The sequence below is a fragment of the Kitasatospora sp. NPDC006697 genome, from assembly GCF_042869935.1.
GTDB lineage: Bacteria > Actinomycetota > Actinomycetes > Streptomycetales > Streptomycetaceae > Kitasatospora.
The window spans coordinates 284,244-309,668 of record NZ_JBIAGU010000002.1 but is presented as its reverse complement, the minus strand read 5'-3'; the positions used below and the strand labels follow the sequence as shown (position 1 = coordinate 309,668).

The 25,425-nt window shown below is 72.7% G+C and carries 24 protein-coding genes; 12 read left to right on the top strand and 12 right to left on the bottom strand.

The window, feature by feature from the left end; all coding sequences use genetic code 11:
- Nucleotides 1–4: 4 nt before the first annotated feature.
- Together ACFYNO_RS04525 and ACFYNO_RS04520 are read left to right on the top strand one after the other, a co-directional pair.
- The gene (locus ACFYNO_RS04525) at nucleotides 5–1,504 is read left to right on the top strand and encodes an alpha/beta hydrolase (protein ID WP_388005077.1); all 1,500 of its coding nucleotides are present in this window, start codon (nucleotides 5–7) and stop codon (nucleotides 1,502–1,504) included.
- Between the two features lie 301 nt (nucleotides 1,505–1,805).
- Nucleotides 1,806–2,324, top strand: a complete 519-nt coding sequence (locus ACFYNO_RS04520) for a 2-oxo-4-hydroxy-4-carboxy-5-ureidoimidazoline decarboxylase (RefSeq protein WP_388005497.1) — start codon at nucleotides 1,806–1,808, stop codon at nucleotides 2,322–2,324.
- Between the two features lie 36 nt (nucleotides 2,325–2,360).
- Here the strand turns inward: ACFYNO_RS04520 and ACFYNO_RS04515 are convergent, their stop codons facing one another.
- Together ACFYNO_RS04515 and ACFYNO_RS04510 are read right to left on the bottom strand one after the other, a co-directional pair.
- Nucleotides 2,361–2,786, bottom strand: a complete 426-nt coding sequence (locus tag ACFYNO_RS04515) for a hypothetical protein (protein WP_388005074.1) — start codon at nucleotides 2,784–2,786, stop codon at nucleotides 2,361–2,363.
- Nucleotides 2,768–3,100: a hypothetical protein gene (locus tag ACFYNO_RS04510; RefSeq protein ID WP_388005071.1), complete on the bottom strand. Its 333-nt coding sequence runs from the start codon at nucleotides 3,098–3,100 to the stop codon at nucleotides 2,768–2,770. Before ACFYNO_RS04510 ends, ACFYNO_RS04515 begins: the two co-directional genes overlap by 19 nt.
- A 239-nt stretch (nucleotides 3,101–3,339) precedes the next feature.
- On the opposite strand from ACFYNO_RS04510, the gene sdhC reads away from it, so the two are divergent.
- From sdhC to ACFYNO_RS04490, 4 genes are read left to right on the top strand one after another with little or no spacing between them, the layout of a single operon-like run.
- Entirely contained in the window at nucleotides 3,340–3,720 is a 381-nt protein-coding gene (gene sdhC / locus ACFYNO_RS04505) for a succinate dehydrogenase, cytochrome b556 subunit (protein ID WP_388005068.1), read from the top strand.
- A 6-nt stretch (nucleotides 3,721–3,726) separates the two neighbouring features.
- Nucleotides 3,727–4,218, top strand: coding sequence for a succinate dehydrogenase, hydrophobic membrane anchor protein (sdhD, locus tag ACFYNO_RS04500; RefSeq protein ID WP_388005065.1), 492 nt, complete (start codon nucleotides 3,727–3,729; stop codon nucleotides 4,216–4,218).
- Between the two features lie 31 nt (nucleotides 4,219–4,249).
- The gene (gene sdhA / locus ACFYNO_RS04495; RefSeq protein WP_388005062.1) at nucleotides 4,250–5,992 is read left to right on the top strand and encodes a succinate dehydrogenase flavoprotein subunit; all 1,743 of its coding nucleotides are present in this window, start codon (nucleotides 4,250–4,252) and stop codon (nucleotides 5,990–5,992) included.
- The gene (locus tag ACFYNO_RS04490) at nucleotides 5,992–6,768 is read left to right on the top strand and encodes a succinate dehydrogenase iron-sulfur subunit (RefSeq protein ID WP_388005059.1); all 777 of its coding nucleotides are present in this window, start codon (nucleotides 5,992–5,994) and stop codon (nucleotides 6,766–6,768) included. The genes sdhA and ACFYNO_RS04490 overlap by 1 nt, the downstream gene beginning before the upstream one ends.
- A 62-nt stretch (nucleotides 6,769–6,830) precedes the next feature.
- Here the strand turns inward: ACFYNO_RS04490 and ACFYNO_RS04485 are convergent, their stop codons facing one another.
- Nucleotides 6,831–7,073 (bottom strand): SCO4848 family membrane protein, encoded by a 243-nt coding sequence (locus tag ACFYNO_RS04485; protein ID WP_388005056.1) that lies wholly within the window; start codon nucleotides 7,071–7,073, stop codon nucleotides 6,831–6,833.
- Nucleotides 7,074–7,201: 128 nt separating this feature from the next.
- Between ACFYNO_RS04485 and ACFYNO_RS04480 the strand changes: the two genes are divergently transcribed.
- Nucleotides 7,202–8,521, top strand: a complete 1,320-nt coding sequence (locus ACFYNO_RS04480) for a D-alanyl-D-alanine carboxypeptidase family protein (RefSeq protein WP_388005053.1) — start codon at nucleotides 7,202–7,204, stop codon at nucleotides 8,519–8,521.
- Between the two features lie 7 nt (nucleotides 8,522–8,528).
- Here the strand turns inward: ACFYNO_RS04480 and ACFYNO_RS04475 are convergent, their stop codons facing one another.
- A complete protein-coding gene (locus tag ACFYNO_RS04475) occupies nucleotides 8,529–9,467 on the bottom strand; it encodes a YihY/virulence factor BrkB family protein (RefSeq protein WP_388005050.1) in 939 nt (312 codons plus the stop codon).
- 185 nt (nucleotides 9,468–9,652) lie between these two features.
- Here ACFYNO_RS04475 and ACFYNO_RS04470 point away from each other — a divergent pair, with 185 nt between their 5' ends.
- A complete protein-coding gene (locus ACFYNO_RS04470; RefSeq protein WP_388005047.1) occupies nucleotides 9,653–13,213 on the top strand; it encodes a CDP-glycerol glycerophosphotransferase family protein in 3,561 nt (1,186 codons plus the stop codon).
- Between the two features lie 74 nt (nucleotides 13,214–13,287).
- On the opposite strand, the gene ACFYNO_RS04465 is transcribed toward ACFYNO_RS04470, so the two are convergent.
- The 6 genes from ACFYNO_RS04465 to ACFYNO_RS04440 all read right to left on the bottom strand — a co-directional run bounded on the left by ACFYNO_RS04465 (nucleotide 13,288) and on the right by ACFYNO_RS04440 (nucleotide 19,990).
- Entirely contained in the window at nucleotides 13,288–15,096 is a 1,809-nt protein-coding gene (locus ACFYNO_RS04465; protein ID WP_388005044.1) for a stealth conserved region 3 domain-containing protein, read from the bottom strand.
- Nucleotides 15,097–15,343: 247 nt separating this feature from the next.
- A complete protein-coding gene (locus ACFYNO_RS04460) occupies nucleotides 15,344–15,916 on the bottom strand; it encodes a 2'-5' RNA ligase family protein (protein WP_388005041.1) in 573 nt (190 codons plus the stop codon).
- A complete protein-coding gene (gene trpS, locus ACFYNO_RS04455) occupies nucleotides 15,916–16,956 on the bottom strand; it encodes a tryptophan--tRNA ligase (protein ID WP_388005038.1) in 1,041 nt (346 codons plus the stop codon). The genes ACFYNO_RS04460 and trpS overlap by 1 nt, the downstream gene beginning before the upstream one ends.
- A 30-nt stretch (nucleotides 16,957–16,986) precedes the next feature.
- Complete coding sequence (locus ACFYNO_RS04450) at nucleotides 16,987–18,336, bottom strand: hemolysin family protein (protein ID WP_388005036.1); 1,350 nt, start codon at nucleotides 18,334–18,336, stop codon at nucleotides 16,987–16,989.
- 72 nt (nucleotides 18,337–18,408) lie between these two features.
- Entirely contained in the window at nucleotides 18,409–19,401 is a 993-nt protein-coding gene (locus ACFYNO_RS04445) for a malate dehydrogenase (protein WP_388005034.1), read from the bottom strand.
- Nucleotides 19,402–19,576: 175 nt separating this feature from the next.
- Entirely contained in the window at nucleotides 19,577–19,990 is a 414-nt protein-coding gene (locus ACFYNO_RS04440) for a DUF3017 domain-containing protein (RefSeq protein ID WP_388005032.1), read from the bottom strand.
- A 295-nt stretch (nucleotides 19,991–20,285) separates the two neighbouring features.
- Between ACFYNO_RS04440 and ACFYNO_RS04435 the strand changes: the two genes are divergently transcribed.
- From ACFYNO_RS04435 to ACFYNO_RS04425, 3 genes are all read left to right on the top strand, one after another.
- Nucleotides 20,286–20,696, top strand: a complete 411-nt coding sequence (locus tag ACFYNO_RS04435; RefSeq protein ID WP_388005030.1) for a DUF2752 domain-containing protein — start codon at nucleotides 20,286–20,288, stop codon at nucleotides 20,694–20,696.
- A 77-nt stretch (nucleotides 20,697–20,773) separates the two neighbouring features.
- On the top strand, nucleotides 20,774–21,460 hold the full coding sequence (locus ACFYNO_RS04430; protein WP_388005028.1) for an RDD family protein: 687 nt from the start codon (nucleotides 20,774–20,776) through the stop codon (nucleotides 21,458–21,460).
- 88 nt (nucleotides 21,461–21,548) lie between these two features.
- Nucleotides 21,549–22,004, top strand: a complete 456-nt coding sequence (locus ACFYNO_RS04425; protein WP_388005025.1) for an RDD family protein — start codon at nucleotides 21,549–21,551, stop codon at nucleotides 22,002–22,004.
- Between the two features lie 66 nt (nucleotides 22,005–22,070).
- Here the strand turns inward: ACFYNO_RS04425 and purH are convergent, their stop codons facing one another.
- Together purH and purN are read right to left on the bottom strand one after the other, a co-directional pair.
- Nucleotides 22,071–23,654: a bifunctional phosphoribosylaminoimidazolecarboxamide formyltransferase/IMP cyclohydrolase gene (gene purH, locus ACFYNO_RS04420; protein WP_388005022.1), complete on the bottom strand. Its 1,584-nt coding sequence runs from the start codon at nucleotides 23,652–23,654 to the stop codon at nucleotides 22,071–22,073.
- A complete protein-coding gene (purN, locus tag ACFYNO_RS04415) occupies nucleotides 23,651–24,355 on the bottom strand; it encodes a phosphoribosylglycinamide formyltransferase (protein ID WP_388005020.1) in 705 nt (234 codons plus the stop codon). Before purN ends, purH begins: the two co-directional genes overlap by 4 nt.
- A 322-nt stretch (nucleotides 24,356–24,677) precedes the next feature.
- On the opposite strand from purN, the gene ACFYNO_RS04410 reads away from it, so the two are divergent.
- The gene (locus ACFYNO_RS04410; RefSeq protein ID WP_388005019.1) at nucleotides 24,678–25,412 is read left to right on the top strand and encodes a hypothetical protein; all 735 of its coding nucleotides are present in this window, start codon (nucleotides 24,678–24,680) and stop codon (nucleotides 25,410–25,412) included.
- Nucleotides 25,413–25,425 lie beyond the last annotated feature (13 nt).

Sequence of the window (25,425 nt, the reverse complement as noted above, 5' to 3'; positions counted from 1 at the left end):
GGCCATGAGCTCCCGCCTGCTGCCGGTGCTGGCCGCCGCGCTGCTGCTGGCCGGCTGCACCGGCGGCGGCCCGCGGCCGGCCGCGCCGAGCGGCGCCGCCGACGCGATCCGCTGGACCGCCTGCGGCGGCGGCCTGGAGTGCGGCAGGCTGCGGGTGCCGCTGGACTGGAGCCGACCGGACGGACCGGGCCTGGAGCTGGCGCTGGTCCGCGAGCCGGCCGCGCACCCGGCGGAGCGGGTCGGCTCGCTGGTGGTCAACCCGGGCGGCCCGGGCGAGTCCGGGGTGGCCATGGTCCGGGACGGCACCAGGCTCTTCGACGGGCCGCTGCACGACCGCTTCGACATCGTCGGCTTCGACCCGCGCGGCACCGGCGACAGCTCCCCGATCCACTGCCTGACGGACGGCCGGCGGGACGCCCTGGACCAGCAGGACGACCCCGCCGACCCGGCGGCCCGCAGCGCTCGGCGCGCCCAGCGGGCCAAGGACTACGCGGCCGCCTGCGAGCGGGCGGCCGGCCCGCTGCTGCCGCACGTCGGCACCCGGGACACCGCCCGGGACATGGAGGCGCTGCGCCAGGCGCTCGACCAGCCCGAGCTCGACTACCTGGGCGTCTCCTACGGCACCTACCTGGGCGCGCTCTACGCCGAGCAGTTCCCGAAGCACACCGGCCGGCTGGTGCTGGACGGCGCGGTGGACCCGGCCGCCGGCCGGCTGGACGCCGCGGTGCAGCAGCAGGTCGGCTTCGAGAAGTCGCTGGAGGCCTTCGCCGCCGACTGCGCCACCGCGCACGCCGACCAGTGCCCGCTGGGCACCGACCCGGCCGCGGCCGCCGAGCGGGCCGCCGTCTTCCTGGACGGGCTGCGCGACCACCCGCTGGCCACCGCCGACCCGGACCACCGCAAGCTGACCTCCGCACTCGGCTGGACCGGCGCCCTGCTCTACCTGTACGGCGACCAGTCCTCCGCCTGGCCGCAGCTGCGCGAGGCGCTCACGAGCGCGATGCGGCTGGGCGACGGCTCCGAGCTGCTGGCCGCCGCCGACAGCTACAACGGCCGTCAGAACGGCCACTACACGGCCTCCGACGACGCCCAGACCGCGATCAGCTGCGCCGACTCGCCGAGCCCGGCGCCCACCGCCGAGCAGGTGCAACAGGCGCTGCACACCCTGAAGACCGCGGCCGGGCTGCTCAACCGCGACACCACCGCCGAGGACCTGGCCCAACCGGCCTGCGCCGACTGGCCGTTCCAGACCCCCGAGCGCCCACACACGGTCCGGGCCGAGGGCAGCGCGCCGATCCTGGTGGTCGGCACCACCGACGACCCGGCCACCCCCTACCAGCAGGCCGTCAACCTGGCCAAGGGCCTGGCCGACGGGGTGCTGCTGACCCGCCAGGGCGAGGGGCACGCCGCGTTCGGCAGCGGCAACGCCTGCACCACCGCGGCGATCGACGCCTACCTGGTCAGCGGCACGCTGCCGCCCCAGGGGACCAGCTGCCCCGCCTGAGCCGGTTCGGATCCGGAGTAGTCCTGGCCGGTCCCGTTCATGACCCGGTCGCCCAGTGGTCACAACTTGATAGCTCGTCAGGGTGAATTCGGCCAGCGCTCTCCCCAACTGATGAGCGCTCAACTACCGTGGTGCCGCTGCCCGGGAGGAGCACGGCCCCGCGTGGGTGACCCCGTCCGCGCCACGCCGTGATCCATGCTGGTTACGACCTCACCGTTCACCCTCACGCTACTTCCGCCCTCCTGAGGAGGACCCGCTGGCCAGCGACATCCCGACTGACCATCCTCATGATCATGTCGGTATCCCCGCACCCCGTCCGACCGATGCCGCCCTCCCGGCGGTCGGCCTGCACCGTTTCAACGAGGCCGATCCAGGTGCCGCCGAGGAGGCCCTGCTCGCCTGTTGCGGCAGCCACCGCTGGGCACTGCGACTGACCGCCCACCGCCCCTACCCCGACCTGGAGTCCCTGCTCGCCGCGGCGAGCGAGGCCTCCTACGACCTGCGCCCCAGCGACCTGGCCGAGGCGCTGGCCGACGAGAGCTGGATGCCGCAGCCGCTGCTCGGCATGCGGGCCCCGGGCAGCCAGGCCGCGCACACCGCGCTGCGGGCCGCGCACGCGGCCTACGAGGCCAGGTTCGGCCACGTCTTCGTGGTCAGCCTGTTCGGCGTGGAGCCCGAGGAGATGCTGGACACCGTGCTCAGCTCGATCCGCACCCGGCTCACCAACGAGCCGGACGAGGAGCGCCTGGTGGCCGCCGAGGAGCTGCGCCGGATCGCGCTCAACCGCCTGGAGCACCTGGTGGCGAGCAGCAGCTCCTGACCCCGCCGGCTGCCGGCGGTCCAGCGGCCCAGTGCCTCAGCCCTGGGCCGCCCGCAGCCGACGGGCCTGCGCCGTGAGCACCGCCGGGTCCGGCCCGGCGGCCGGCTCCTTCGCCGTCCCGACCGTGGAGAGCACCGCCAGCACCGTGCCGACCCGGGCCACTTCGGCCCGCTGGGCGAGCGCGGTGGCGCCGTCACCACTCAGCAGGGTGAATCCGGTCAGCGAATCGGCTCCTCCGTCCGTGGGCGTGTCGCCGCTCGGCAGCGGCTCCCGGCTCAGCTGGTGCCGGGTCCGCCCCGGGGTGCCCGGCACCGTGGAGGTGAACGAGGTGCACTGCGCCAGCACCCGGTCCAGCTCCGTCCCCAGCGCCGCGGCCCGCCCGGCCGGGTAGGCCAGCAGCCCCAGGTAGAGCGGGGTGCGCGGGGCCGCCGTCCGGGCCACCGTCAGGTCCGCCTCGGCCACCGGGCCGCCGCCGGATCGGCCGGCCCGATCGCGTCCAGCACCGGCTGGCAGGCCGGCACGTCGGAGACCCGGCGCTGCACCGCCCCCGCCGGCGGCCCGCCCTGACCGGCCGGCAGCAGGCTGACGGTGTATCCGCCGCCCAGGTCGCCCGCCGTCACCGCGGCCCCCCGCAGCGCGGCCGCGTCCAGCACCCGCCCGGCGCCGGCCAGGTCGGTGCTGCCGGGCCCGGGCCGCACCGTGGCGCAGCCGGCCAGCAGCAGCGCGAGGGCCAGCACCGGCAGGGCCGTCGGAAAGGGGCGGGGACGGAACGGCATGGCGGCCTCGCGGGGACGGACGACGGGGAGCCGTCACGCTATCCCAGGGCTCTGGTGACCCTGCGTCACCCGAAGGGCCGTGATTAGCCCGCCCGTGCCTGATTGATCACACTCAAACCCCCCGGAGGCGGTTCCCTCAGACGCGTCGATAGGATGACCGCGGCCGGTGGACCATACCCGGCCGGGCTGACCGACACCGAAGCCGGCCGAGCCCTTCAACCGCTTCCGGAGGGTTTCCCGTGCCGGCTGGAACGCTGTACCGCGGCCGCGAAGGCATGTGGTCCTGGGTGGCTCATCGAGTCACTGGCGTCCTCATCTTCTTCTTCCTGCTCGTCCACGTGTTGGACACCGCACTCGTCCGGGTCTCGCCTCAGGCGTACGACTCGGTCATCAAGACCTACAAGACCCCGCTGGTGAACCTGATGGAGTACGGCCTCACCGCCGCCATCCTGTTCCACGCGCTGAACGGCTTGCGGGTCATCGCGGTGGACTTCTGGTCCAAGGGCCCCAAGTACCAGAAGCAGATGCTGTGGAGCGTCGTCGGCGTCTGGGTGGTCCTGATGGCCGGCGCGTTCTGGGGCATCCTGCAGCACACCCTGCTCACCTGGTTCGGGAAGTGATCCGGCATGTCGACTGACACCACCGACCTGGAGCTGGTCTCCTCCTCCCAGGCCCACACCGGCAAGGGCCTCGGCACCGGGAACCCGGCCGACGCGTTCGTGATCGAGCCGCCTCGGGTGCGCACCAAGAGGACCCCGCGCCGCACCCGGACCAACTTCGAGATGCTCGCCTGGCTCTTCATGCGCCTGTCCGGCGTGGTGCTGGTGGTCCTGATCCTGGGCCACCTGACCATCATGCTGCTGCTCGACGGCGGCGTCTCGAAGGTGAACTTCGCCTTCGTCGCCGGCCGCTGGGCCTCTCCGCTCTGGCAGGGCTGGGACCTGCTGATGCTCTGGCTGGCCATGCTGCACGGTGCCAACGGCATGCGCACGGTCATCAACGACTACGCGGAGAAGGACTCCACCCGGCTCTGGCTGAAGACCCTGATGGGTGCCGCGACCGTCTTCACGGTCCTGCTGGGCACCCTGGTGATCTTCACCTTCGACCCGAACATCTAATCGGCGCAGGACCAGAGGCGAGTCAACTCTCATGCAGATTCACCAGTACGACACCGTCATCGTCGGCGCCGGCGGCGCCGGCATGCGCGCGGCCATCGAGTCGACCAAGCGCACCCGCACCGCGGTGCTCACCAAGCTGTACCCGACCCGGTCCCACACCGGCGCGGCCCAGGGCGGCATGTGCGCCGCCCTCGCCAACGTCGAGGAGGACAACTGGGAGTGGCACACCTTCGACACGGTCAAGGGCGGTGACTACCTGGTCGACCAGGATGCCGCCGAGATCATGTGCAAGGAGGCCATCGACGCGGTCCTCGACCTGGAGAAGATGGGCCTGCCCTTCTCCCGCACCGAGGCCGGCCGGATCGACCAGCGCCGGTTCGGCGGTCACACCCGCAACCACGGCGAGGCCGCCGTCCGCCGCTCCTGCTACGCGGCCGACCGCACCGGCCACATGATCCTCCAGACGCTGTTCCAGAACTGCGTCAAGGAGGGCGTGGAGTTCTTCAACGAGTTCTACGTCCTGGACCTGCTGCTCAACGAGGGCCGGACCGCGGGCGTCGTGGCCTACGAGCTGGCCACCGGTGAGATCCACGTCTTCCAGGCCAAGTCGGTGGTCTTCGCCTCCGGCGGCACCGGCAAGTTCTACAAGGTCACCTCCAACGCCCATACCCTCACCGGTGACGGCCAGGCGCTGGTCTACCGCCGCGGCCTGCCGCTGGAGGACATGGAGTTCTTCCAGTTCCACCCGACCGGCATCTGGCGCATGGGCATCCTGCTCACCGAGGGCGCCCGCGGCGAGGGCGGCATCCTGCGCAACAAGGACGGCGAGCGTTTCATGGAGCGCTACGCCCCGGTCATGAAGGACCTCGCGTCCCGTGACGTCTGCTCCCGCGCGATCTACACCGAGATCCGCGAAGGCCGCGGCTGCGGTCCGGAGGGCGACCACGTCTACCTGGACCTGACCCACCTCCCGCCGGAGCAGCTGGACGCCAAGCTGCCGGACATCACCGAGTTCGCGCGCACCTACCTCGGCATCGAGCCCTACACGGACCCGATCCCGATCCAGCCGACCGCGCACTACGCCATGGGCGGCATCCCGACCAACGTCGAGGGCGAGGTGCTGAGCAACAACACCGACGTCGTCCCCGGCCTGTACGCGGCCGGCGAGGTCGCCTGCGTCTCGGTGCACGGCGCCAACCGCCTGGGCACCAACTCGCTGCTGGACATCAACGTGTTCGGCCGCCGCGCGGGCATCGCCGCCGCGGACTACGCCAACGGCAACGAGTACGTGCCGCTGCCGGCCAACCCGGCGGAGAAGGTGCAGGCGCTGGTCGACGGCCTGCGCGAGTCCACCGGCACCGAGTCGGTCGCGCAGATCCGCAAGGAGCTGCAGGAGACCATGGACGTCAACGCCATGGTCTACCGCACCGGCGCCACCCTGAAGCAGGCCGCCGAGGACATCGCGGCGCTGCGCGAGCGCTACAAGCACGTGGCGATCCAGGACAAGGGCTTCCGCTACAACACCGACCTGCTCGAGGCGGTGGAGCTGGGCAACCTGCTCGACCTGGCCGAGGTGCTGGTCGTCTCCGCGCTGGCCCGCGAGGAGTCGCGCGGCGGCCACTTCCGCGAGGACTTCCCGACCCGTGACGACGTGAAGTTCATGCAGCACACCATGGCGTACCAGGAGGTTGCCGCCGACGGCACCACCTCGATCCGCCTCGACTACAAGCCGGTCGTCACGACCCGCTACCAGCCGATGGAGCGTAAGTACTGATGAGCGCCCCCACGATCGACGCCCCGCACTCGGCGGCGCTGGACGCGGCCGAGTCCGGTGCCACCCAGCTGGTCACCGTGACCCTGCGGATCCGCCGGTTCAACCCGGAGGAGCACCCGGACCCGGTCTGGGTCGACTACCAGCTCCTGATGGACCCGAAGGAGCGCGTCCTGGACGCGCTCAACAAGGTCAAGTGGGAGCAGGACGGCACCCTGACCTACCGCCGCTCCTGCGCGCACGGCATCTGCGGCTCGGACGCCATGCGGATCAACGGCCGCAACCGGCTCGCCTGCAAGACCCTGCTCAAGGACGTGAACCCGGAGCAGCCGATCACCATCGAGGCCATCAAGGGCCTCACGGTCCTCAAGGACCTGGTGGTCGACATGGACCCGTTCTTCCAGGCCTACAAGGACGTCATGCCGTTCCTCATCACCAAGGGGAACGAGCCGACCCGCGAGCGCCTGCAGTCCGCCGAGGACCGCGAGCGCTTCGACGACACCACCAAGTGCATCCTGTGCGCCGCGTGCACCTCGTCCTGCCCGGTCTTCTGGAACGACGGCCAGTACTTCGGCCCGGCCGCCATCGTCAACGCGCACCGCTTCATCTTCGACTCGCGTGACGAGGGCGCCGAGCAGCGCCTGGAGATCCTGAACGACCGCGAGGGCGTGTGGCGCTGCCGCACCACCTTCAACTGCTCGGAGGCCTGCCCCCGCGGCATCGAGGTCACCAAGGCGATCCAGGAAGTCAAGCGCGCCCTGGTGACGCGCCGCTTCTGATCGAAGCCAACGCCTGAGGGCCCGTCCGGTACCCACCGGACGGGCCCTCAGGCGTTGGTCCCCTACTGCTCCCGGGCCCGCAGGCCGCGCACCCCCACCAGGCCGACCAGGACGCCGAGCACGAAGGAGGTGACGGCGAGGGCGAGGTGGATCCAGAAGAAGGCGGTGGGGTGCGAGTGGTCGCCGTTGGTGAAGGCCTGGTGGGCGGAGTCGGCCCAGAGGTTCTTGACGAAGGTGGTCCAGATGATCACGGACCAGACCCCGAAGGCGACGAGGAACCAGGAGGTGCGGCGGCTGAGCTTCATGGCACCCAGTATGGGCGGGCGGCCGTTCGGCCCAGTCGGGGGTCCCCGTGCGGGGGATGCTGGCGGCGCGGCGGGGCGGCGGGCGTTGGACCGGGTATGGACACCGTGTGTATTCGAATGATCACCCGATGAGTCGTACAACCCGATTCGCAGTGGCGCTGGGCGGAATCCTGCTGCTCGCCGCTCCGGCCGGTGCCGCGGCCGCCGATCCGGTGCCGCCGCCGGCCGCGGTCGGCGGCGAGCGGCTGGGGCTGACGGGCGTACAGGTCTCACTGGCCCCGGGCGCGCCCAAGCTGCCCGACGGCCTGACCGGGATGTCCTGGCTGGTGGCCGACGCCGACAGCGGCGACGTGCTGGCGGCCTACCAGCCGCACCTGCGGCTGCCCCCGGCCAGCACCCTGAAGATGCTCTTCGCCGACACCGTGCTGCCCAAGTTCGGCCGGGACACCGTGCACCGGGTGGCTCCGGAGGAGCTGGCGGGACTCGGGGCGGGCAGCAGCCTGGTCGGGATCAAGGAGGACCTGGACTACAAGGTCGAGGACCTCTGGCGCGGGGTCTTCCTCAGCTCCGGCAACGACGCGGTGCACGTGCTGGCGCACATGAACGGCGGCGTGGACGAGACGGTGCGCCAGATGAACGAGGAGGCCCGGCTGCTCGGCGCCGCCGACACCCACGTGGTCTCGCCGGACGGCTACGACGAGGACGGCCAGCTCACCTCCGCCTACGACCTCACGCTCTTCGCCCGCGAGGGCCTGCGCGACCCCGACTTCCGCTCCTACTGCGCCACCAAGGACGCCCAGTTCCCCGGTGCCGTGGACCGGACGACCGGGCGGCGCGGCACCTTCGGCATCCAGAACACCGACCGGCTGCTCGGCAAGTACCCGGGCCTGATCGGGGTCAAGAACGGCTACACCACCAACGCCGGCTCCACCTTCGTCGGCGCCGCCCAGCGCGACGGGCGGACCCTGCTGGTCGCGGTGATGCACCCGGAGACCTACATGAAGGTCTACGACGAGACGGCCGCCCTGCTCGACTGGGGCTTCGCTGCGGGCGCCGGGGCCCACCCGGTCGGCACCTTGGTCGCCCGGACCCCGGAGAGCCCGCCCGCCGGGGCCGCCGCCCCGCAGGCCGCCCCGGCCGCGTCCGCCTCCCCCGCTCAGGCCGCCCAGGCCGCCGGGGCCGAGCCCGCCGGGCGCCCGGTGGCCGGCCGGCTGCCGCGGCACGGCGCCCGGGTCTTCGGTCCGGAGGGCTGGGCGGTGCTCGGCACCGTGACGCTCTGCGCGGCCGCGGCCGGCTGGCTGCTGAACCGGCGCCGCCGCGAGGGCGCCCGCGCCCTGGCCCTGCGGACCGGTCCGCGCCGGCCCGCCGCGGCCGGCCCGGCGGACGGCCCGGCCACCGCCCCCGGCGAGCACCCGGGCGGCGGCGCCACCGCGGTCCGCCGCCGCTGATCCGCCGTCAGGCCGGCGGGCGCGGCCCGTCCTCCAGCTCGCCGGCCGCCCGGTAGGCGGCCTCCGCGGCGGCCCGAGCCCGGGCCGCCGCGGCCGACGGGTCGGCCACCGCCGTCCAGGAGACGCAGAACATCAGCAGCCGGCAGACGAAGTTGATCCAGAGCAGCAGCGCCACCGGCACCCCGAACGCGCCGTACAGGCTCCGCCCGGCCACCGTACCCAGGTAGGAGGAGAGCAGCACCTTCAGCAGCTCGAAGCCGACCGCCCCGATCAGCGCGGCGGTCAGCAGGTCCCGCCGCCGCTCGTGCCGGATCCGCGGGAACGGGCCGAGCAGGTAGAGGAAGAGCAGCAGGTCGGCGCCGACCGCGATGACGAAGCCGGCCGCCGCCAGCAGGTAGTGGCCCGGCCCCCGGTCGGCCAGCCCGAGCGCGTCGGCCAGCCGCCCGGTCAGCCGGGTGGCGGTCGCCGAGGCGGCCAGTGAGAGGACCGAGACCAGCCCCAGCCCGGCCAGCACCACGCAGTCCCAGGCCTTGGTCTTGAAGACGTTTCCGTCCTCGTCCGGCAGCTGCCAGATGTCCCGGATCGAGGAGCGCATGGTGTCCACCCAGCCGAGCCCGGAGACGACCAGCAGCAGCCCGCTGATCAGCCCGACGGTGGCGGCGTTGGCGATCAGCGAGTCCAGCCCGAGCGAGCCGGCCAGGCCGGGCACCTGGTCGGCGATCCGGTGCTTGAGCGAGTCCACCCGGCCCGGGGTCAGCGCCGAGACCGCGATGGCCAGAGCCACCGTCAACAGCGGGAAGAGCGCCAGGAAGCCGAAGAAGGTGACGGCTCCCGCCAGCCGGTTGCCCTTGGCGTCCGTGAAGTGCTGGTAGACCCGGTACGGACGGCTGCGCAGCACCGCCAGCACGACCGGTCCGATCAGCGGCAGCCTGGTGAGGAATCCCATGGGTGCCAGCTTCCCAGTCCCGGCCCGTGCACGGGCGGATCGCCGCCCCGGAGCCGCTTGTGGCAAAGGATAGGATCGCGGGTGTACCTCCTGTGCCCGTGCCGGCGCCCCGGCTCGCAGGTCGTCCCCCCGTTCGCCGAAGTAGTTCGCCGAAGTAGTTCGCCGATGAAAGGCCCGCGCAGCTGATGGCCCCCCGTCTCTCCGTCGTAGTCCCGATCTACAACGTCGAGCGATACCTCCAGGAGTGCCTGGAGTCCATCGCGAACCAGACCATGTCCGACCTGGAATGCATCATGGTCGACGACGGCTCCAAGGACGGGAGCGCGGCGATCGCTGAGGCGTTCGCCGCCCGGGACCCGCGGTTCCGGCTGGTCCGGAAGAAGAACGCCGGCCTCGGCGCGGCCCGCAACACCGGTCTGCTGCACCTGACCGAGGGCACCGAGTTCATCAACTTCGTCGACAGCGACGACACCCTGCCGCCCAGCGCCTACGAGCTGATGATCAGCACGCTGGACCAGACCGGCTCCGACTTCTGCACCGGCAACGTGCTGCGCTTCCGCGCCGTCGGCCACTACCCGTCCGGCGGCCACTCCAAGCCGTTCCGCGAGACCGTGCTGAAGACCCACATCAGCGAGCGCCCGGAGCTGGTCACCGACCGCACCGCCTGGAACAAGGTCTACCGCCGCAGCTTCTGGGACATGGCCGGCCTGCTCTACCCCGAGGGCATCCTCTACGAGGACGCCCCGGTCAGCGTGCCGCTCCACTACCTGGCCAAGAGCGTCGACGTGCTCTCCGAGCCGATCTACCACTGGCGCGAGCGCGAGGTCGGCGAGATGTCGATCACCCAGATGCGCACCAACCCCAAGGGCCTGATCGACCGGGTCACCTCCATGGAGCTGGTCCGCGCCTGGCTGCTCAAGCAGACCGAGCCGAAGTACCGCGAGTACCTGCGCTCCTACGACGAGAACAACCTCGTCGAGGAGATCCCGATGTTCTTCTGGTCGGTGGTCGACGGCGAGCAGGACTACCGCGACGCCTACGTCACCTGCGTGGGCCGGCTGCTCCGGGCGATCGGCCCGGAGCAGGTCAAGAAGCTGCGCGCGCCGCTGCGGCTGAAGTACCACCTGACCCTGCAGGGCCGGGTGGACGAGATGATCGAGCAGATGCGGTTCGAGGCGGAGAGCAACGGCGCCGCCCCGGCCCGCGGCCTGCTCCGCCCGTACGCCGACTACCCGTTCCTGCGCGGCGGCCGCAAGAGCGTGCCGGCCGACGTGCTGCGCCTGGACAACGCCCTGGTGATGCGCAGCCGGATCTACGACTCGGCCTGGGTGGACGGCAAGCTGAAGCTGACCGGCCACGCCTTCCCCGAGCACCTGGGCGCCGAGCACAAGCACGACCTGGTCAAGATGATCGTGCTGCGCGAGGCCAAGGGGAAGCGGTTCGTCACCTTCGCCGCCAAGACCACCTACTCCCCCGAGGCCACCGCCTCCTCCCCGCACGACCTGTACAGCTGCGACTGGTCCGGCTTCAGCACCCTGATCGACCCGGCCAAGCTGAAGCGGCGCGGCCAGTGGCAGGAGGGCACCTGGCGGGTGCTGGTGGCCGGCGCCGGCAAGTCCGGCGTCTACAAGGGCCGGGTCTCCGGCGGCTGGGCCGACACCGCGCAGAACTTCCCGATCCACTGGGTGGACGCCACCACCCGGATCGTGCCCCGGCTGCGGGACAGCTTCGTGGTCCTGACGGTGGAGAAGCTGCGGGCCGCGGTCGACAGCGTCAAGGTGGTGGACGGCCAGGTCGAGCTGACCGGCACCGCGCGCGGCAACGACCTGGCCGGCATGCGGCTGCAGCTGAAGCACAGCGAGTCCGGCAACAGCGTGGACTTCCCGGTGGAGTTCGGCGTCCCGTCCGGCCGCCCGGTGCCGTTCACCGGCCGGTTCCCGGTCAGCGAGCTGACCGCGATGCGCGCGGCCTGGCTGGCCCTGGACCCGACCGGCGACACCCGCACCAGCGACCACTGGTTCGCCCAGCTGCTGCTGGCCGACGGCACCGAGTTGCCGCTGATCGTCGACAACCGGGTGGAGCTGGCCCACCTGGACCACCCGTACAACCCGCTGGCCCCGGCCGGCCTGGCCCGCGGCCTGCTCACCAAGCCCACCGAGTCCGGCCACCTGCAGTTCGTCGACCACCTGGTGCAGCCGTTCGTGGACCGGGTCTCCAGCACCGACGGCGAGGGCTTCACCCTGGCCGGCCGGTTCCCGCTGCCCGGCGAGCACCGCTACGAGCTCGTGGTGAAGCACGGCTGGCGCCAGGAGGAGTACCACCTCCCGGTGACCATCCGCGACGGGCGGTTCGAGACCCCGCTGCCCGCCGTGCCGCCGGTCTCGATCGCCGGCCGGGTGCCGCTGCACAAGGGCACCTGGGACGTCTTCTTCCGCCCGCTCGGCGGCGACCCCGAGTTCAACTGGCCGGCCGTGCACGTGGCCGTCGAGGCGCACGGCGAGTTCCCGCTGACCGTCCGGGCCCGCGGCAAGGAGGTGGCGCTGGAGCGCCGCCACTACGACACCCTCTGGCTGGAGGCGCACTCCGACCTCGGCCCGCACGAGCGCAGCGGCTACCGCCAGCGCCTGCAGCGCCGCGAGGCCTACCCGGCCGCCCAGCGCAAGCCGCTGCGCGAGACGGTGCTCTACATGACGGCCGGCGGCGGCACCTACTCGGGCTCGCCGCGGGCGATCCACCAGGAGCTGGTCCGCCGCGGCCTGCCGCTGGAGCACCTGTGGACGGTGGACGACGGCCAGGCCGACCTGCCGGAGAGCGCCCGGGCGCTGCGCCAGTGGAGCCCGGAGTGGTTCGAGGCGATGGCCACCACCAAGTACCTGGTGACCAGTGCCCAGCTGCCGGACTTCTTCGTGGTGCGCCCGGACCAGGTGGTGCTGCAGACCTGGATCGGCACGCCGCTGAAGCGGATCGGCCACGACTTCGAGAAGATCTGGTTCATCGACAGCAACTACCTGAAGCACCTGGACCGCGAGGTGCCGCAGTGGTCCAAGCTGGTCTCCGGCTCCAGCTTCGCGAGCCCGGTGCTGCGCAGTGCCTTCAAGTTCGAGGGCGAGCTGCTGGAGACCGGCTACCCGCACAACGACGTGCTGTTCTCCGCCGACCGGGAGAAGCGGGCCGCCGAGGTGCGCCGCCGGCTGGGCCTGCCGGAGGGCAAGAAGGTCGTCCTCTACGCGCCCACCTACCGGGAGGACCGCAAGCGTCCGCAGGGCGGCTACCAGATCGACCTGCGGCTGGACGTGGCCGCGGCCCGGGCCGCGCTCGGCGAGGACCAGGTGCTGCTGGTCCGCCCGCACGCCAACTGCTTCGGGCTGGTCCCGGAGGCGGGCAACGGCTACGTCTGGGACGTCTCGCGCTACCCCGACATGGCCGACCTGCTGCTGGTCGCCGACGTGCTGGTGACGGACTACTCGGCCTCGGTCTTCGACTTCGTCAACACCGGCCGCCCGGTGCTCTTCTTCACCTACGACCTGGAGCACTACCGCGACAACCTGTGCGGGTTCACCCTCGACTTCGAGCGGGAGGCGCCCGGCCCGCTGCTGCGGACCTCCGAGGAACTGGTCGAGGCGCTGGGCCGGGTGGACCAGGTGGCCGCCGAGCACCGCGCGGCGTACGACCGCTTCCGCGAGCGCTACGCCGACCTGGACGACGGCCGGGCCGCCGCCCGGGTGGTCGACAACCTGCTGGGCTGAGCGACGCGAACGGGCCGGGCCCCCGCCGATGGCGGGGGCCCGGCCCGTTGTCGCGTCCGCCGCATGGCGGGGCGTCAGACGGTCGGCACCGACCGCAGGTCGGGGGCGGGGCCGGGTGCGGGCAGGCTGCCGGCGGGGTCGGGTTCGGGGTCCTCGGCCCCTTCCTCCCCGGCGCCCTCGCCGACGGGCTGCTCGGCCGGGGCCGGCTGCCGGGCGGCCGGCGCGGGCAGCGTGCGCTCCAGCGGGCCGGCGACCGGGAAGTAGTCCTGGAGGAAGAGGGTGATCCGGCGGTCCTGCTCGGCCCGCGGCACCCGGTCCAGGTCGCCGTCGTTGAGGCAGAAGCTGTCGGCGTCCCGCTCCCGGACCAGCTCCGGCAGCCGCTCCAGCGCGGCGAACCGGTCCACGTCGACGTAGCGGTGGCCGATCCGGCCCCAGGCCACCCGGCCGGTCAGGTAGCCGTGGCCGACCGCCAGGGTGACCGGGGCGACGTCGGTGCGGGACCGGAACCGGGAACGGGCGGTGGCTGCCAGCTCGGCGGCGAACAGCTCGGCGCTCTCGGCGAGCAGCGAGCGGGTCAGCGGGTGCGGGGCGTGGCTCAGCACGTGGGCGGTGCCCCGGCCGTGCTCGCGCCGGATCAGCGCCCGGGTGTTCTTCTGCGGGGCGACGTACTCGTCGTCGGCCGATTCCACTCCCCCCGGCGGAATGACCCGGGAGTCGAGGTTGACCAGCGGCACGCCGTTGCCCTGGAAAAACTGTTCGGGTTTGACTGGCCTTCCGATAAAAATATCATCATTAAAATAGAGGAAATGCTCGGAGAGGCCCGGAATTCTGTGCAGCTGCGATTCGATCGCATGCGAGTTGAAGACCGGCAACACGTTCGGGTCGGCGAAGATCTGACGGTGCGACACCACCGTGACGTCCGGGTGGTCCACCGCCAGCCAGTCCGGGCACTGCCCGTCGGTGAGCAGGAAGACGTGCCGGATCCAGGGCGCGTACATCGCGATCGAGCGCAGGCAGTAGCGCAGCTCGTCGCGGTTGCGGAAGCGCTCCGCGCTGTCCCCGGTGGCCGGCCGCTCGGGCAGCGCGGCCAGGGTCCCGGCCCGCCGCTCCCGCCAGGCCGGGTCGGTGTCATCCACCCAGGTGACCACCGCGTCGATCGGGAAGGTGACGTCGGAGAGCAGCGGCTGCGCGAAGACGGCGGGCGCGGGGTAGTCGCGGCCGCCGATCCGCACCGAGGCGTCCGCCTCCAGCGAGGGCACCCACCAGCCGAACGGCGGCTCGTGGATCGCCGCCACGGCGCCCTGGTCGCCGTCCGCCGCGTCCCAGAAGTCCAGGTCACAGCCGTGCCCGGAGCCGTAGGCCAGGGTCCGCCCGCTGGTCACCACGGCACGGTAGAGCCGCACGCCCTTGACCCGCGGCCGCTCGACCGCCGCCGGCTCCGCCCCCTCCTGGTCCGTCCGGCCCTCCAGCCGGGCCACCGCGGCCGGCAGCTCCTCGGCCAGCACGGTCGTCAGGGTCACGTCGTGGCCCAGCAGGTCGGCGTAGACCGCCTCGCCCTCGAAGGCCTCGGCACAGGCCGCCAGCACCGCCTCGCGCTGCCCCGGGGCGATCACCACCCACTGGCGCCGCCGCCGGCCGTGGATCGGCGCGTAGCGCACCCCGGCGGCGGTCAGCACCCCGGCCGCCTCGTCGAAGCTGCGCAGGAAGGCGTCGCCGGAGAGCAGGTCGTCGCGCACCTCGGCGATCCGGCCGTCCGGGCCCCTGACCAGCTCGGGATGGAGCTCCAGCAGCCGGTCCTCGCGGGCCGCCCGCAGCTCCTCGGGGGTCGGCGGCTCGGGCTCCGGCTCGGGGACCACCTCGGGCGGCTCGACCGGCTGCGGCACCGGCGCGGCGGCCGCCGGCAGCAGTCCGACCCGACGCGCGACGGCGCGGATTACACGCCGGACCGGCCTCGGACAGCGCATCATCTCTCCAGACGTGTGCTTTCTGGTCGCTGATCCCCGTAGACCATTGAGGCCCGAGTATAACGCTCAGAACACGGTGGAGCGGATAAGAAAGTAATGAAATTCTAGAGCCCGGGAAACCCTGGGAGAATACTGGGAAACATCATTGGCGATTCCGCGCAAGCATTCACTGCCGGGTAAAGGGATACGCCTGCCAGGGGCGCCAGACCTGGTCCTCGCCGAACCGCGAGAGGGTGAAGGCGGTCACCGGGAAGGTGGCGTGGAAGGCCCGGGCGGAGCGCTGGGCCTCCTCGAGGACCGGCTCGGGCAGGCCGTGCGCCACCGTCACGTGCGGGTGGTAGGGGAAGGCCAGCTCCCTGGCCAGCGGGCCGGAGCGGATCTCCGCCTCCAGCTCCCGGCACTCCTGGGCGCCCCCCTCGACCCGGATGAAGACCACCGGGGAGACCGGGCGGAAGGTGCCGCTGCCGTGCAGCAGCATCCGGAACGGGCGCCGGCCGGCCGCCACCGACGCCAGGTGGGCGCGGACCGCGGGCAGCGCCCCGGCCGCCACCTCGGTGGGCGGCAGCAGGGTCACGTGGGTGGGTATCGCTCGCGCCAGCGGATCGCCGTGCCCGGCCCGGGCGTCCTGCACCGCGGAGCCGTACGGCTCGGGCACGGTGACGGCGACCCCGATGGTCACGACGGAGCCGGCGGCAGCCGGTTGGCCGCCGCCGTCGGCCGGCGCGAGCGACCGCGCCATCAGCGCTTGGTGGCCGGCAGGAGGCCGATCCGGTCGTAGACCGTCTCCAGGGTCGTGCTCGCCACCGCGCGGGCCTTCTCGGCGCCCACCGCGAGCACCCGGTCCAGCTCCGCCGGGTCGTCCAGGAAGCTGCGGGTGCGCTGCTGGAACGGGGCCACCCACTCGGTGTAGAGCTCGGCCAGCTCGGTCTTGAGCGCGCCGTACATCTTGCCCTCGAAGTGCTGCACCAGCTGGTCGACGGTCCGGCCGCTGAGCGCCGAGTGGATCCGCAGCAGGTTGGCGACGCCCGGCTTCAGCTCCTCGTCGTAGCTGACCACGGTGTCGGTGTCGGTCACCGCGCTCTTGAACTTCTTGGCGCTGAGCCTGGGCTCGTCCAGCAGGCTGATCAGGCCCTTGGTGGTGGCCGCCGACTTGCTCATCTTGGCGGCCGGGTCCTGCAGGTCCATGATCTTCGCGGTCGCCTTGGGGATGTACGGCGTCGGCACCGTGAAGGTGGGCGCGTACCGGCTGTTGAAGCGCTCGGCCAGGTCCCGGGTCAGCTCCAGGTGCTGGCGCTGGTCCTCGCCGACCGGCACCTGGTCGGCCTGGTAGAGCAGCACGTCGGCGACCATCAGCACCGGGTAGGTGAACAGGCCGACGGTGGTGCTGTCGCTGCCCTGCTTGGCCGACTTGTCCTTGAACTGGGTCATCCGGGAGGCCTCGCCGAAGCCGGTGAAGCAGTTCATCACCCAGCCCAGCTGCGCGTGCTCCGGCACGTGGGACTGGACGAACAGGGTGCAGCGCTCCGGGTCCAGGCCCGCGCCGAGCAGCTGGGCCACCGAGACCCGGGTGTTCTCGCGCAGCGCCGCCGGGTCCTGCGGGACGGTGATCGCGTGCAGGTCGACGACCATGTAGAAGGCGTCGGTGGCCTCCTGGAGGTCCACCCACTGGCGCACCGCGCCCAGGTAGTTGCCCAGGTGGAAGGAGCCGGAGGTGGGCTGGATGCCGGAGAGCACCCGGGGGCGAGCCTTCGCCTCGGTGGGGAGCGCGTCGTTGACCATGACCGCCATTCTTCCAGCTTCCGCCCCGGCTCAGGACCCCGCTTCGGGACCCGGTTCGCCGGGCTGCTCGGCCGGCGGCCCGTCCCCGGGCGACCCGGCCGGCGGGGCGCTGACCCGGATCCGGTCGATCCGCCGCCCGTCCAGCCCGGCGACGGTGAGCAGCAGGCCGTCCTCGGTGCGCACCGAGTCGCCCACCGCGGGCAGCGTGCCCAGCTCGGCGACCACGTAGCCGGCCACCGTCTCGTACGGGCCCTCGGGCAGCGTGACGCCGGTCTCCTCGGCGAAGTCGGGCAGGTTGAGCAGGCCGTTGACCTCCATCCCGCCGCCGGCCAGCCGGCGGGTGGCGGTGGTCTCCTGGGCGTCGTACTCGTCCCGGATCTCGCCGATCACCTCCTCGACCAGGTCCTCCAGGGTGACGATGCCGGCCGTGCCGCCGTACTCGTCCACCACGATCGCCAGGTGGTGGCCCTCCCGGCGCATCTCGCTCATCGCCTCCAGCACCTTCTTGGTGGCCGGCAGCAGCTTGACCGGGCGGGCGATCTCGCGCACCCGCAGCGCCCGCTCGCCGTGGGCCCGGTAGAGGTCGCGCACGTGCACGAAGCCGACCAGCGAGTCGTAGGAGCCGTCCACCACCGGGTAGCGGGAGTGCGGCGAGGTGCTGGTCTCCTCGCGGACCTCGTTCAGCGGCTGGTCGGCGTCGAGGAAGGTGACCTCGGTGCGCGGCACCATCACCTCGCGCAGCTGCCGCTCGCCGGCCGCGAAGACGTCGGCGATCAGCGCCCGCTCGTCGCTGCCGAGCTCCGTGTTGGCCGCGACCAGGCCGCGCAGCTCCTCGGAGCTCATCACCCCGCGCCCGGCCTTGGGGTCGCCGCCGAGCAGCCGGACCATCAGGTTGGTGGACCGCCCGAGCAGCCAGATCACCGGCCGCAGCGCCACCGACATCACGTCCACCACCGGCGCGGCCAGCAGGGCGAGCGACTCGGCCCGCTGCAGGCCGATCCGCTTGGGCGTCAACTCGCCGAGCACCAGCGAGATGTAGGAGATCAGCAGGGTCAGCGAGACCAGCGCCACGGCGTCCGCCACCCCGCTGGACAGGCCCAGCCGGACGAACGCCGGGGAGAGCTTGCCGGCCAGCGTGTCTGCGCCGAAGGCGGCCGACAGGAACCCCATGCAGGTGACGCCGACCTGCACCGCGGCCAGGAACCGGTTCGGGTCGGCGGCCAGGTGGGCGGCGCGGGCGGCCGGCTTGGTACCGCGCTCGGCGAGCGCGCGGATCTGCCCCTCGCGCAGCGAGATCAGCGAGATCTCGGCGATGTTGAAGAGGCCGCCCAGGACGATGAAGACCAGGACGAGAGCCGCGTCCTGGAGGGTTTCGGTCACGGCCGCCCAGTGTAAACGCCGGTGGCCCGGCGCCCCCGAAGGGTCCGCCGGGCCACCGCTGCCGGATCGGCCTCAGATCAGGCCGAGCTTGCTGACCTCGTCGCGCTCGGCGACCAGCTCGGCGACCGAGGCGTCGATCTTCGCCCGGGAGAAGTCGGAGATCTCCAGGCCCTGGACGATCTCGAACTCGCCGTTCTTGGTGGTGACCGGGAAGGAGGAGATGATGCCCTCCGGCACGCCGTAGGAGCCGTCGGAGACGATGCCCATGGAGGTCCAGTCGCCCTCGGCGGTGCCGTTGACCCAGGTGTGCACGTGGTCGATGGCGGCGTTGGCGGCCGAGGCGGCCGAGGAGGCGCCGCGGACCTCGATGATCTCGGCGCCGCGCTTGGCGACCTTCGGGATGAAGGTGTCCTCGAGCCAGGCCTGGTCCGAGCCGGTGGCCTCGAAGCCGGCCTTGCCGCCGATCACCGCGTGGAACAGGTCCGGGTACTGGGTGGCGGAGTGGTTGCCCCAGATGGTGACGCGCTTGACGTCCTCGACCGTGACGCCGGCCTTCTTGGCCAGCTGGGCGACGGCCCGGTTGTGGTCCAGGCGGGTCATCGCGGTGAACCGCGCGGCCGGCACGTCGGGGGCGTTGCGCTGGGCGATCAGGGCGTTGGTGTTGGCCGGGTTGCCGACCACCAGGACCTTGATGTCGTCCGCGGCGTTGTCGTTGATGGCCTTGCCCTGCGGGCCGAAGATGCCGCCGTTGGCCGCGAGCAGGTCGCCGCGCTCCATGCCGGCGGTGCGCGGGCGGGCGCCGACCAGCAGCGCTACGTTGGTGCCGTCGAAGGCGGTGTTCAGCTGGTCGGTGATGGTGATGTCACGCAGCAGCGGGAAGGCGCAGTCGTCCAGCTCCATCGCGACGCCCTCGGCGGCCTTGAGCGCGGGGGTGATCTCCAGCAGGCGCAGGTTCACCGGCACGTCCGCGCCGAGCAGGTGGCCCGAGGCGATGCGGAACAGCAGGGCGTAGCCGATCTGGCCGGCCGCCCCGGTGACGGTGACGTTGACGGGGGTGCGAGTCATGGTTTCCTTCTCCAGCGATCGCCAGCATGCCCCAGGCACGTCGGCGCGCTGGAGCCGAGGATGTTTTCTCTCGACATCGAGAGAACCGGCGTCAGGTTATCGCAAGGGCGGCCCGTGGACCCGATCGGCGCCGTGGCTGGTGCGTCACAGCACCCCGGCGGCGCCCGGCGGGCCGCTAGCGGCGGTGGCCGACGTACTTGCCGATGTTCTCCAGCGCGGGCACGTGCAGCCACGGGTTCTGCGGCGCCACCAGGGCGAGCAGCACCAGCACCGCACCGAAGAAGAGCAGCACCAGCACGTCGGTGAACCGGCTGCGCACCGCCAGCACCCCGACGTCCGGCAGCAGCAGCCGCAGCACCGCGCCGATCAGGAAGGAGGAGCCGAGCAGCAGCAGCCCGTACCGGAAGTCCGAGGCCCAGGTGACGGCCAGTCCGGCCCCGGCCACCAGCAGCACCAGCGTTATCGGCCACTGGCGGGCGGGCAGCGAGTGGCCGCGGCCCAGCGCCGGCCCGGCCCCCTCGGGCGGCGGCGTGCCCCTGCCCCTGACGTTCCGTCGGCGGGTCGACCGGTTCGTGCGTACCGCGCTCATCTGCCTGTTCCCTGCTGCGCTGTCCTGGCCGTGGCGAGTCCGGCCCGTCATGATGCCATCCTCCCGGATCTGCGGCACCGCCCATGATCCACGCGCGTAGCATAGGGCAGCCTTAACGGAACGTATTGATCCGGTTGCGGTTGCGCCACAGATGCGTCCGGACCTCGTCAATGCCCTGGACACCGTGTGTCGGCGGCACCGACCATAGGCGCGAGCACCAGTCAGGGGGAAGCACCATGAACGATCCGCACCGGACGCCGGACCCGGCCCGCCTCCCCCCGCGCCCGCAGCTCCGGTGACCATCCCGGTCCGGGTCGCCCGGCCGGCCCCCGGCCCGCTGCGCACCCGCCTGTCCCGCACCGCGCTGCGCTGCCTGCTGGCGGCCGGCGCGGCCCTCGGGGTCGCCGTCCTGCACGACGCGCACGATCCCGGCGTGCTCTGCCCGCTGCGCCGGTTCACCGGCATCCCCTGCCCGGCCTGCGGGAGCACCACCGTCTTCATCGAGGCCGGACACGGGTACTGGCTGGCCGCCCTGACGGCCAATCCGGTCACCGTGCTCGCGGTGCTCGGCCTGCTCACCGCGCCGCTCGGCACCGGCGAGCGGTGGTGGCGCCTGACGAGCCGTCGGCGCACGGCGCTGATCGCGGCCGCGGCGGCCGCCGCCTGGGTCTGGCAGCTCAACCGCCTGGGTGTCCACCTGTCATGACGCTCCACTAGTCTCACCCGCTGTCCCCCGACCGTCCCCACTAGCGCAGACGTGCACGTCCCGCCCGGAGGCCCGAAGTGTCCTACCCGCCCGACCCCAACAACCCCTACGGCCAGCCGCAGCAGGCGCCCTACGGCGTCCCGCCGCAGCAGAGCCCGTACGCGCAGCCGCCGGGCTACGGCTACCCGCAGCAGGGCGCCCCGCAGTACGGCTACCCGCAGCAGGCCGCGGCGCCGCAGTACGGCTACGCCCCGCCGCCCGCGCCGGTGCTGGCGAGCTGGGGGTCCCGGGTCGGCGCCTACCTGATCGACTCGCTGGTGGTCTCGCTGCCGGCGACGATCGGCATCTTCGTGGGCGCCAGCATGGTGGCGACCTCGCTGCGCCCCACCAGCTGCCCGACCTACGACCCGAACGACCCGACCACCGCGGACTGCGTGCCGACCCTCGCCTCCACCTCCAGCGGGATGAGCGGCGGCGGCTTGGCGGTCATGATCGTCGGCTTCCTGCTCACCCTGGTGCTGGGCATCTGGCTGCTGGTCATGGAAGGCAGCAACGGCCAGACCATCGGCAAGAAGGCGCTCGGCATCCGGCTGGTCCGCGAGTACGACGGCCGCCCGCTGGGCTTCGGCATGGCCTTCGTCCGCAAGCTGGCGCACGTCCTGGACAGCGCGGCCTGCTACCTCGGCTGGCTCTGGCCGCTCTGGGACGAGAAGAGCCAGTGCTTCGCCGACAAGGTCACCGGAAGCCTGGTCATCCGCGCCTGACCGGCAGTCCCGCACAGCTCCCGCCGCCCGCCCTCCGCGGGTGCCGGGCCACCTCACCGATGCACCGTCAAGTCCCAGGGGGACCAGCATGAGCAACCCGTACGAGCAGCAGCCGGGCTACCAGCCCAACCTCGACCCCAACTACGCCTTCACCCCGCAGCCGCCGGCCCCCGTGCTGGCGGGCTGGCCGCTGCGGTTCGCCTCCGGTCTGATCGACTGGGTCATCGTGGCGATACCCACCGTGCTCCTGCAGCTGGCGGTCAACCAGGCGGTGGGCAGCCTGGTCAGCCTGATCGGCCTGGTCGTCTTCGGCTACATGGAGGGCACCGGCGGCCAGACCCCGGGCAAGAAGGTCGTCGGCCTGCGCACCGTCCGCCTGGACAACGGCACCGTGCTCGGCGCCGGCCTGGGCATCGGCCGCCGGATCGCGCACATCCTGGACGCCCTCGCCTGCTTCATCGGCTTCCTCTGGCCGCTCTGGGACGAGAAGCGCCAGACCTTCGCCGACAAGATCGTCGGCAGCGTGGTCATCAAGGTGCAGTAAGCACCGCGGAAGAGCCGACGGGCCGTGGGACCGCCTGGTCCCACGGCCCGTCGGCCTTTCCACCGGTCAGTGGAAGAAGTGCCGGGTCCCGGTGAAGTACATGGTGACCCCGGCCGCCGCGGCGGCGGCCACGACCTCCTCGTCGCGCACCGAGCCGCCCGGCTGGACGACGGCCTTGACGCCCGCGTCCAGCAGGATCTGCAGGCCGTCGGCGAACGGGAAGAACGCGTCCGAGGCGGCGTACGAACCCCTGGCCCGGTCGCCGGCCCGCTCGACGGCGAGCTTGGCCGAGTCCACCCGGTTCACCTGGCCCATGCCGACGCCCACCGAGGCGCCGTCCTTGGCCAGCAGGATCGCGTTGGACTTGACGGCCCGGCAGGCGGTCCAGGCGAAGGCCAGGTCGGCCAGCTCGGCCTCGGAGAGCGCCTCGCCGGTGGCCAGGGTCCAGGTCGACGGGTCGTCGCCCGGCGCGTCCACCTTGTCCACCTGCTGGAAGAGCAGGCCGCCGCTGATCCGGCGGGCCTCCCGGCGCTCGCAGGGCGCCTCGGGCGCGCGCAGCACCCGGATGTTCTTCTTGCGGGCCAGCACCTCGACCGCGCCCGGCTCGTAGTCCGGGGCGACGACGACCTCGGTGAAGATCGGCGCGATCTGCTCGGCCAGCTCCACGGTGACCGGGCGGTTCACGGCGATCACGCCGCCGAAGGCGGAGAGCGGGTCGCAGGCGTGCGCCTTGCGGTGCGCCTCGGCCACGTCGGCGCCGACCGCGATGCCGCACGGGTTGGCGTGCTTGATGATCGCCACCGCCGGGCGCTCGTGGTCGTAGGCGGCGCGGCGGGCGGCGTCGGTGTCCACGTAGTTGTTGTAGGACATCTCCTTGCCGTGCAGCTGCTCGGCGGAGGCCAGGCCGCCGGTGCCGTCGGTGTAGAGCGCGGCCTGCTGGTGCGGGTTCTCGCCGTAGCGCAGGACGTTCGAGCGCTCCCAGGTGGCGCCGAGGAAGGACGGGAACGCCTCCTGCGACTCGGTGTAGCCGGAGGTCTCGAACCACTGGGCCACCGCGACGTCGTAGGCCGCGGTGTGGGCGAAGGCCGCCGCCGCCAGCCGCTTGCGGGTCAGCAGGTCGAAGCCGCCCTGGTTGGCCGCCGCCAGCACGTCGGCGTAGCGGGCCGGGTCCACCACCACGGCCACCGAGGGGTGGTTCTTGGCGGCCGCGCGGACCATCGACGGGCCGCCGATGTCGATCTGCTCGACGCACTCGTCCGGGGTGGCGCCGGAGGCCACGGTCGCGGTGAACGGGTAGAGGTTCACCACCACCAGGTCGAAGGGCTCCACGCCCAGCTCGGCCAGCTGCGCCCGGTGCGACTCCAGCCGCAGGTCGGCCAGCACGCCGGCGTGCACCTTGGGGTGCAGGGTCTTGACCCGGCCGTCCAGGCACTCCGGGAAGCCGGTCAGCTCGGAGACCTCGGTGACCGGCACGCCCGCGGCGGCGATCCGGCCGGCGGTGGAGCCGGTGGAGACGATCGCGACCCCGGCCGCGTGCAGGCCCAGGGCCAGCTCCTCCAGCCCGGTCTTGTCGTAGACGCTGATCAGCGCACGGCGGATCGGGCGGACGTTCTCGCTGATGACGGGCGTGGCGTTGGGAGCGGCGCTCATGCCGGGATCCATACCTTTCGGTCTTCGATGCGGTGACCTTCGCGGGCCAGCCGGCCCACGACCTCGACGAGCAACTGGCGCTCGACGGTCTTGATGCGCTCGTGCAGCGCTTCGCCGCCATCGGCGTGGTCGGCGTCGAGCACCTCGACGACGCCCTGCGCGATGATCGGCCCGGTGTCCACGCCGGCGTCGACCAGGTGGACGGTGCAGCCGGTGACCTTCACGCCGTACGCGAGCGCGTCGGGCACGCCGTGGGCGCCGGGGAAGGCGGGCAGCAGGGCGGGGTGGGTGTTGACGATCCGGCCGGCGAAGGCCTGCAGGAAGCCGGGGCCGAGGATCTTCATGAAACCGGCCGTGACCACCAGGTCCGGCTGCGCGGCGGCGGTGGCGGCGGTCAGCGCCGCGTCCCAGCCGGCCCGGTCCGGGTGGTCCTTCACCCGCTGCACGAAGGTCGGGATCCCCGCCCGCTCGGCACGCTCCAGGCCGGCGATGCCGTCCCGGTCGGCGCCGACCGCGACGATCTCGGCGCCGTAGGCCGGGTCGGCCACGGCGTCGATCAGCGCCTGCAGGTTGGTGCCGGAGCCGGACACCAGCACCACCAGTCGGGCCGGCCGACCGGCCGGGGGCGGGAAGACGAGCGAGGAAGCGGCGGCCACGGGCTGCGGGTCTCCGTACGTTCGGGTGCCCGCCCGCTGGTACATCCACCCGGTGGTGGGGCCACTACGGACAGGCGGCGGGTCGGCGGTCGGTCGGCGGACCGGGTGCGGCGCGGCGGTGCGGGCCCCGGGAACCTGTACGAGCTGCCGACCGTCACCACGATAACGGCTGGTTGAACGCGGGCTGTACCTGGGATTCTGCTCTCCGCGCGTAGATGACCGGCCCGGCCCGATCCGCCCGGACACCCGCTAGCGGCAGGCCGACCGCACCCGCCGGACGGCCTGCGGGATCATGGGTCGCGGTACCCGCCCTGCGGGCGCCGCCCACCGGGCCAGACGCCCCCCGACGATGAGGACCCCGACCGACATGAGCAGCGGCAACAGCAGCGACGAGCGCAACCCCTTCGCGCCGCCGCCCCAGGACGCCCCGGAGCAGCCGTGGCGCCCGCGCCTCCCGCAGCAACCGGTCGGCTCCGGCGACGACCGGGCCGGCGGCGCCGAAGGGTCCGGCGGCGAGGGCGAGCAGGGCCGGCCGCCGGTGCCGCCGCCGCACCCTTGGAGCCCGAACTGGCAGGGCGGCGGCGGTCCCGGATGGCCCGGCCCGCAGGGGCCGCAGGGCCCGCAGCCGCCCGCCTTCGACCCGACCAACCCGGTGCACCGGCGTGCCCGGTACGCGCTGAGCAGCGGGTTCGGGGCGCTCTTCGTCGGCTACAGCAGCTCCGTCGCGCCGACCGTGATGATGGGCCTGGCGCTGCTGCTCGGCTCGCTCGCGGTGTACTGGGCGATCAGCGCGCTGCGGGCCCGCGAGACAGAGCGCCCGGCCGCCGCGGGCGAGCAGCAGCCCGCCGCCGCCCCGGCCGCGCCCGCCGCGCCGAACGCCTGGCCGTACGCCCAGAAGGCCCGGCCGCAGGTGCCGGCCGCGCTCGGCGGCCTCTTCACCGGCGCCGTGGCGCTCGCCCTGGTGCTCGGCACCTTCACCATGCACCTCGCCTACCGGCCCTACTACACCTGCCGGGCCGACGCCCTGACCAGCCAGGCCACCCAGAACTGCGACCGGCTCGCACCGTCCTGGCTGGCCGCCGCCGAGGACCCGCAGAACTGACCTCCGGAGCGCC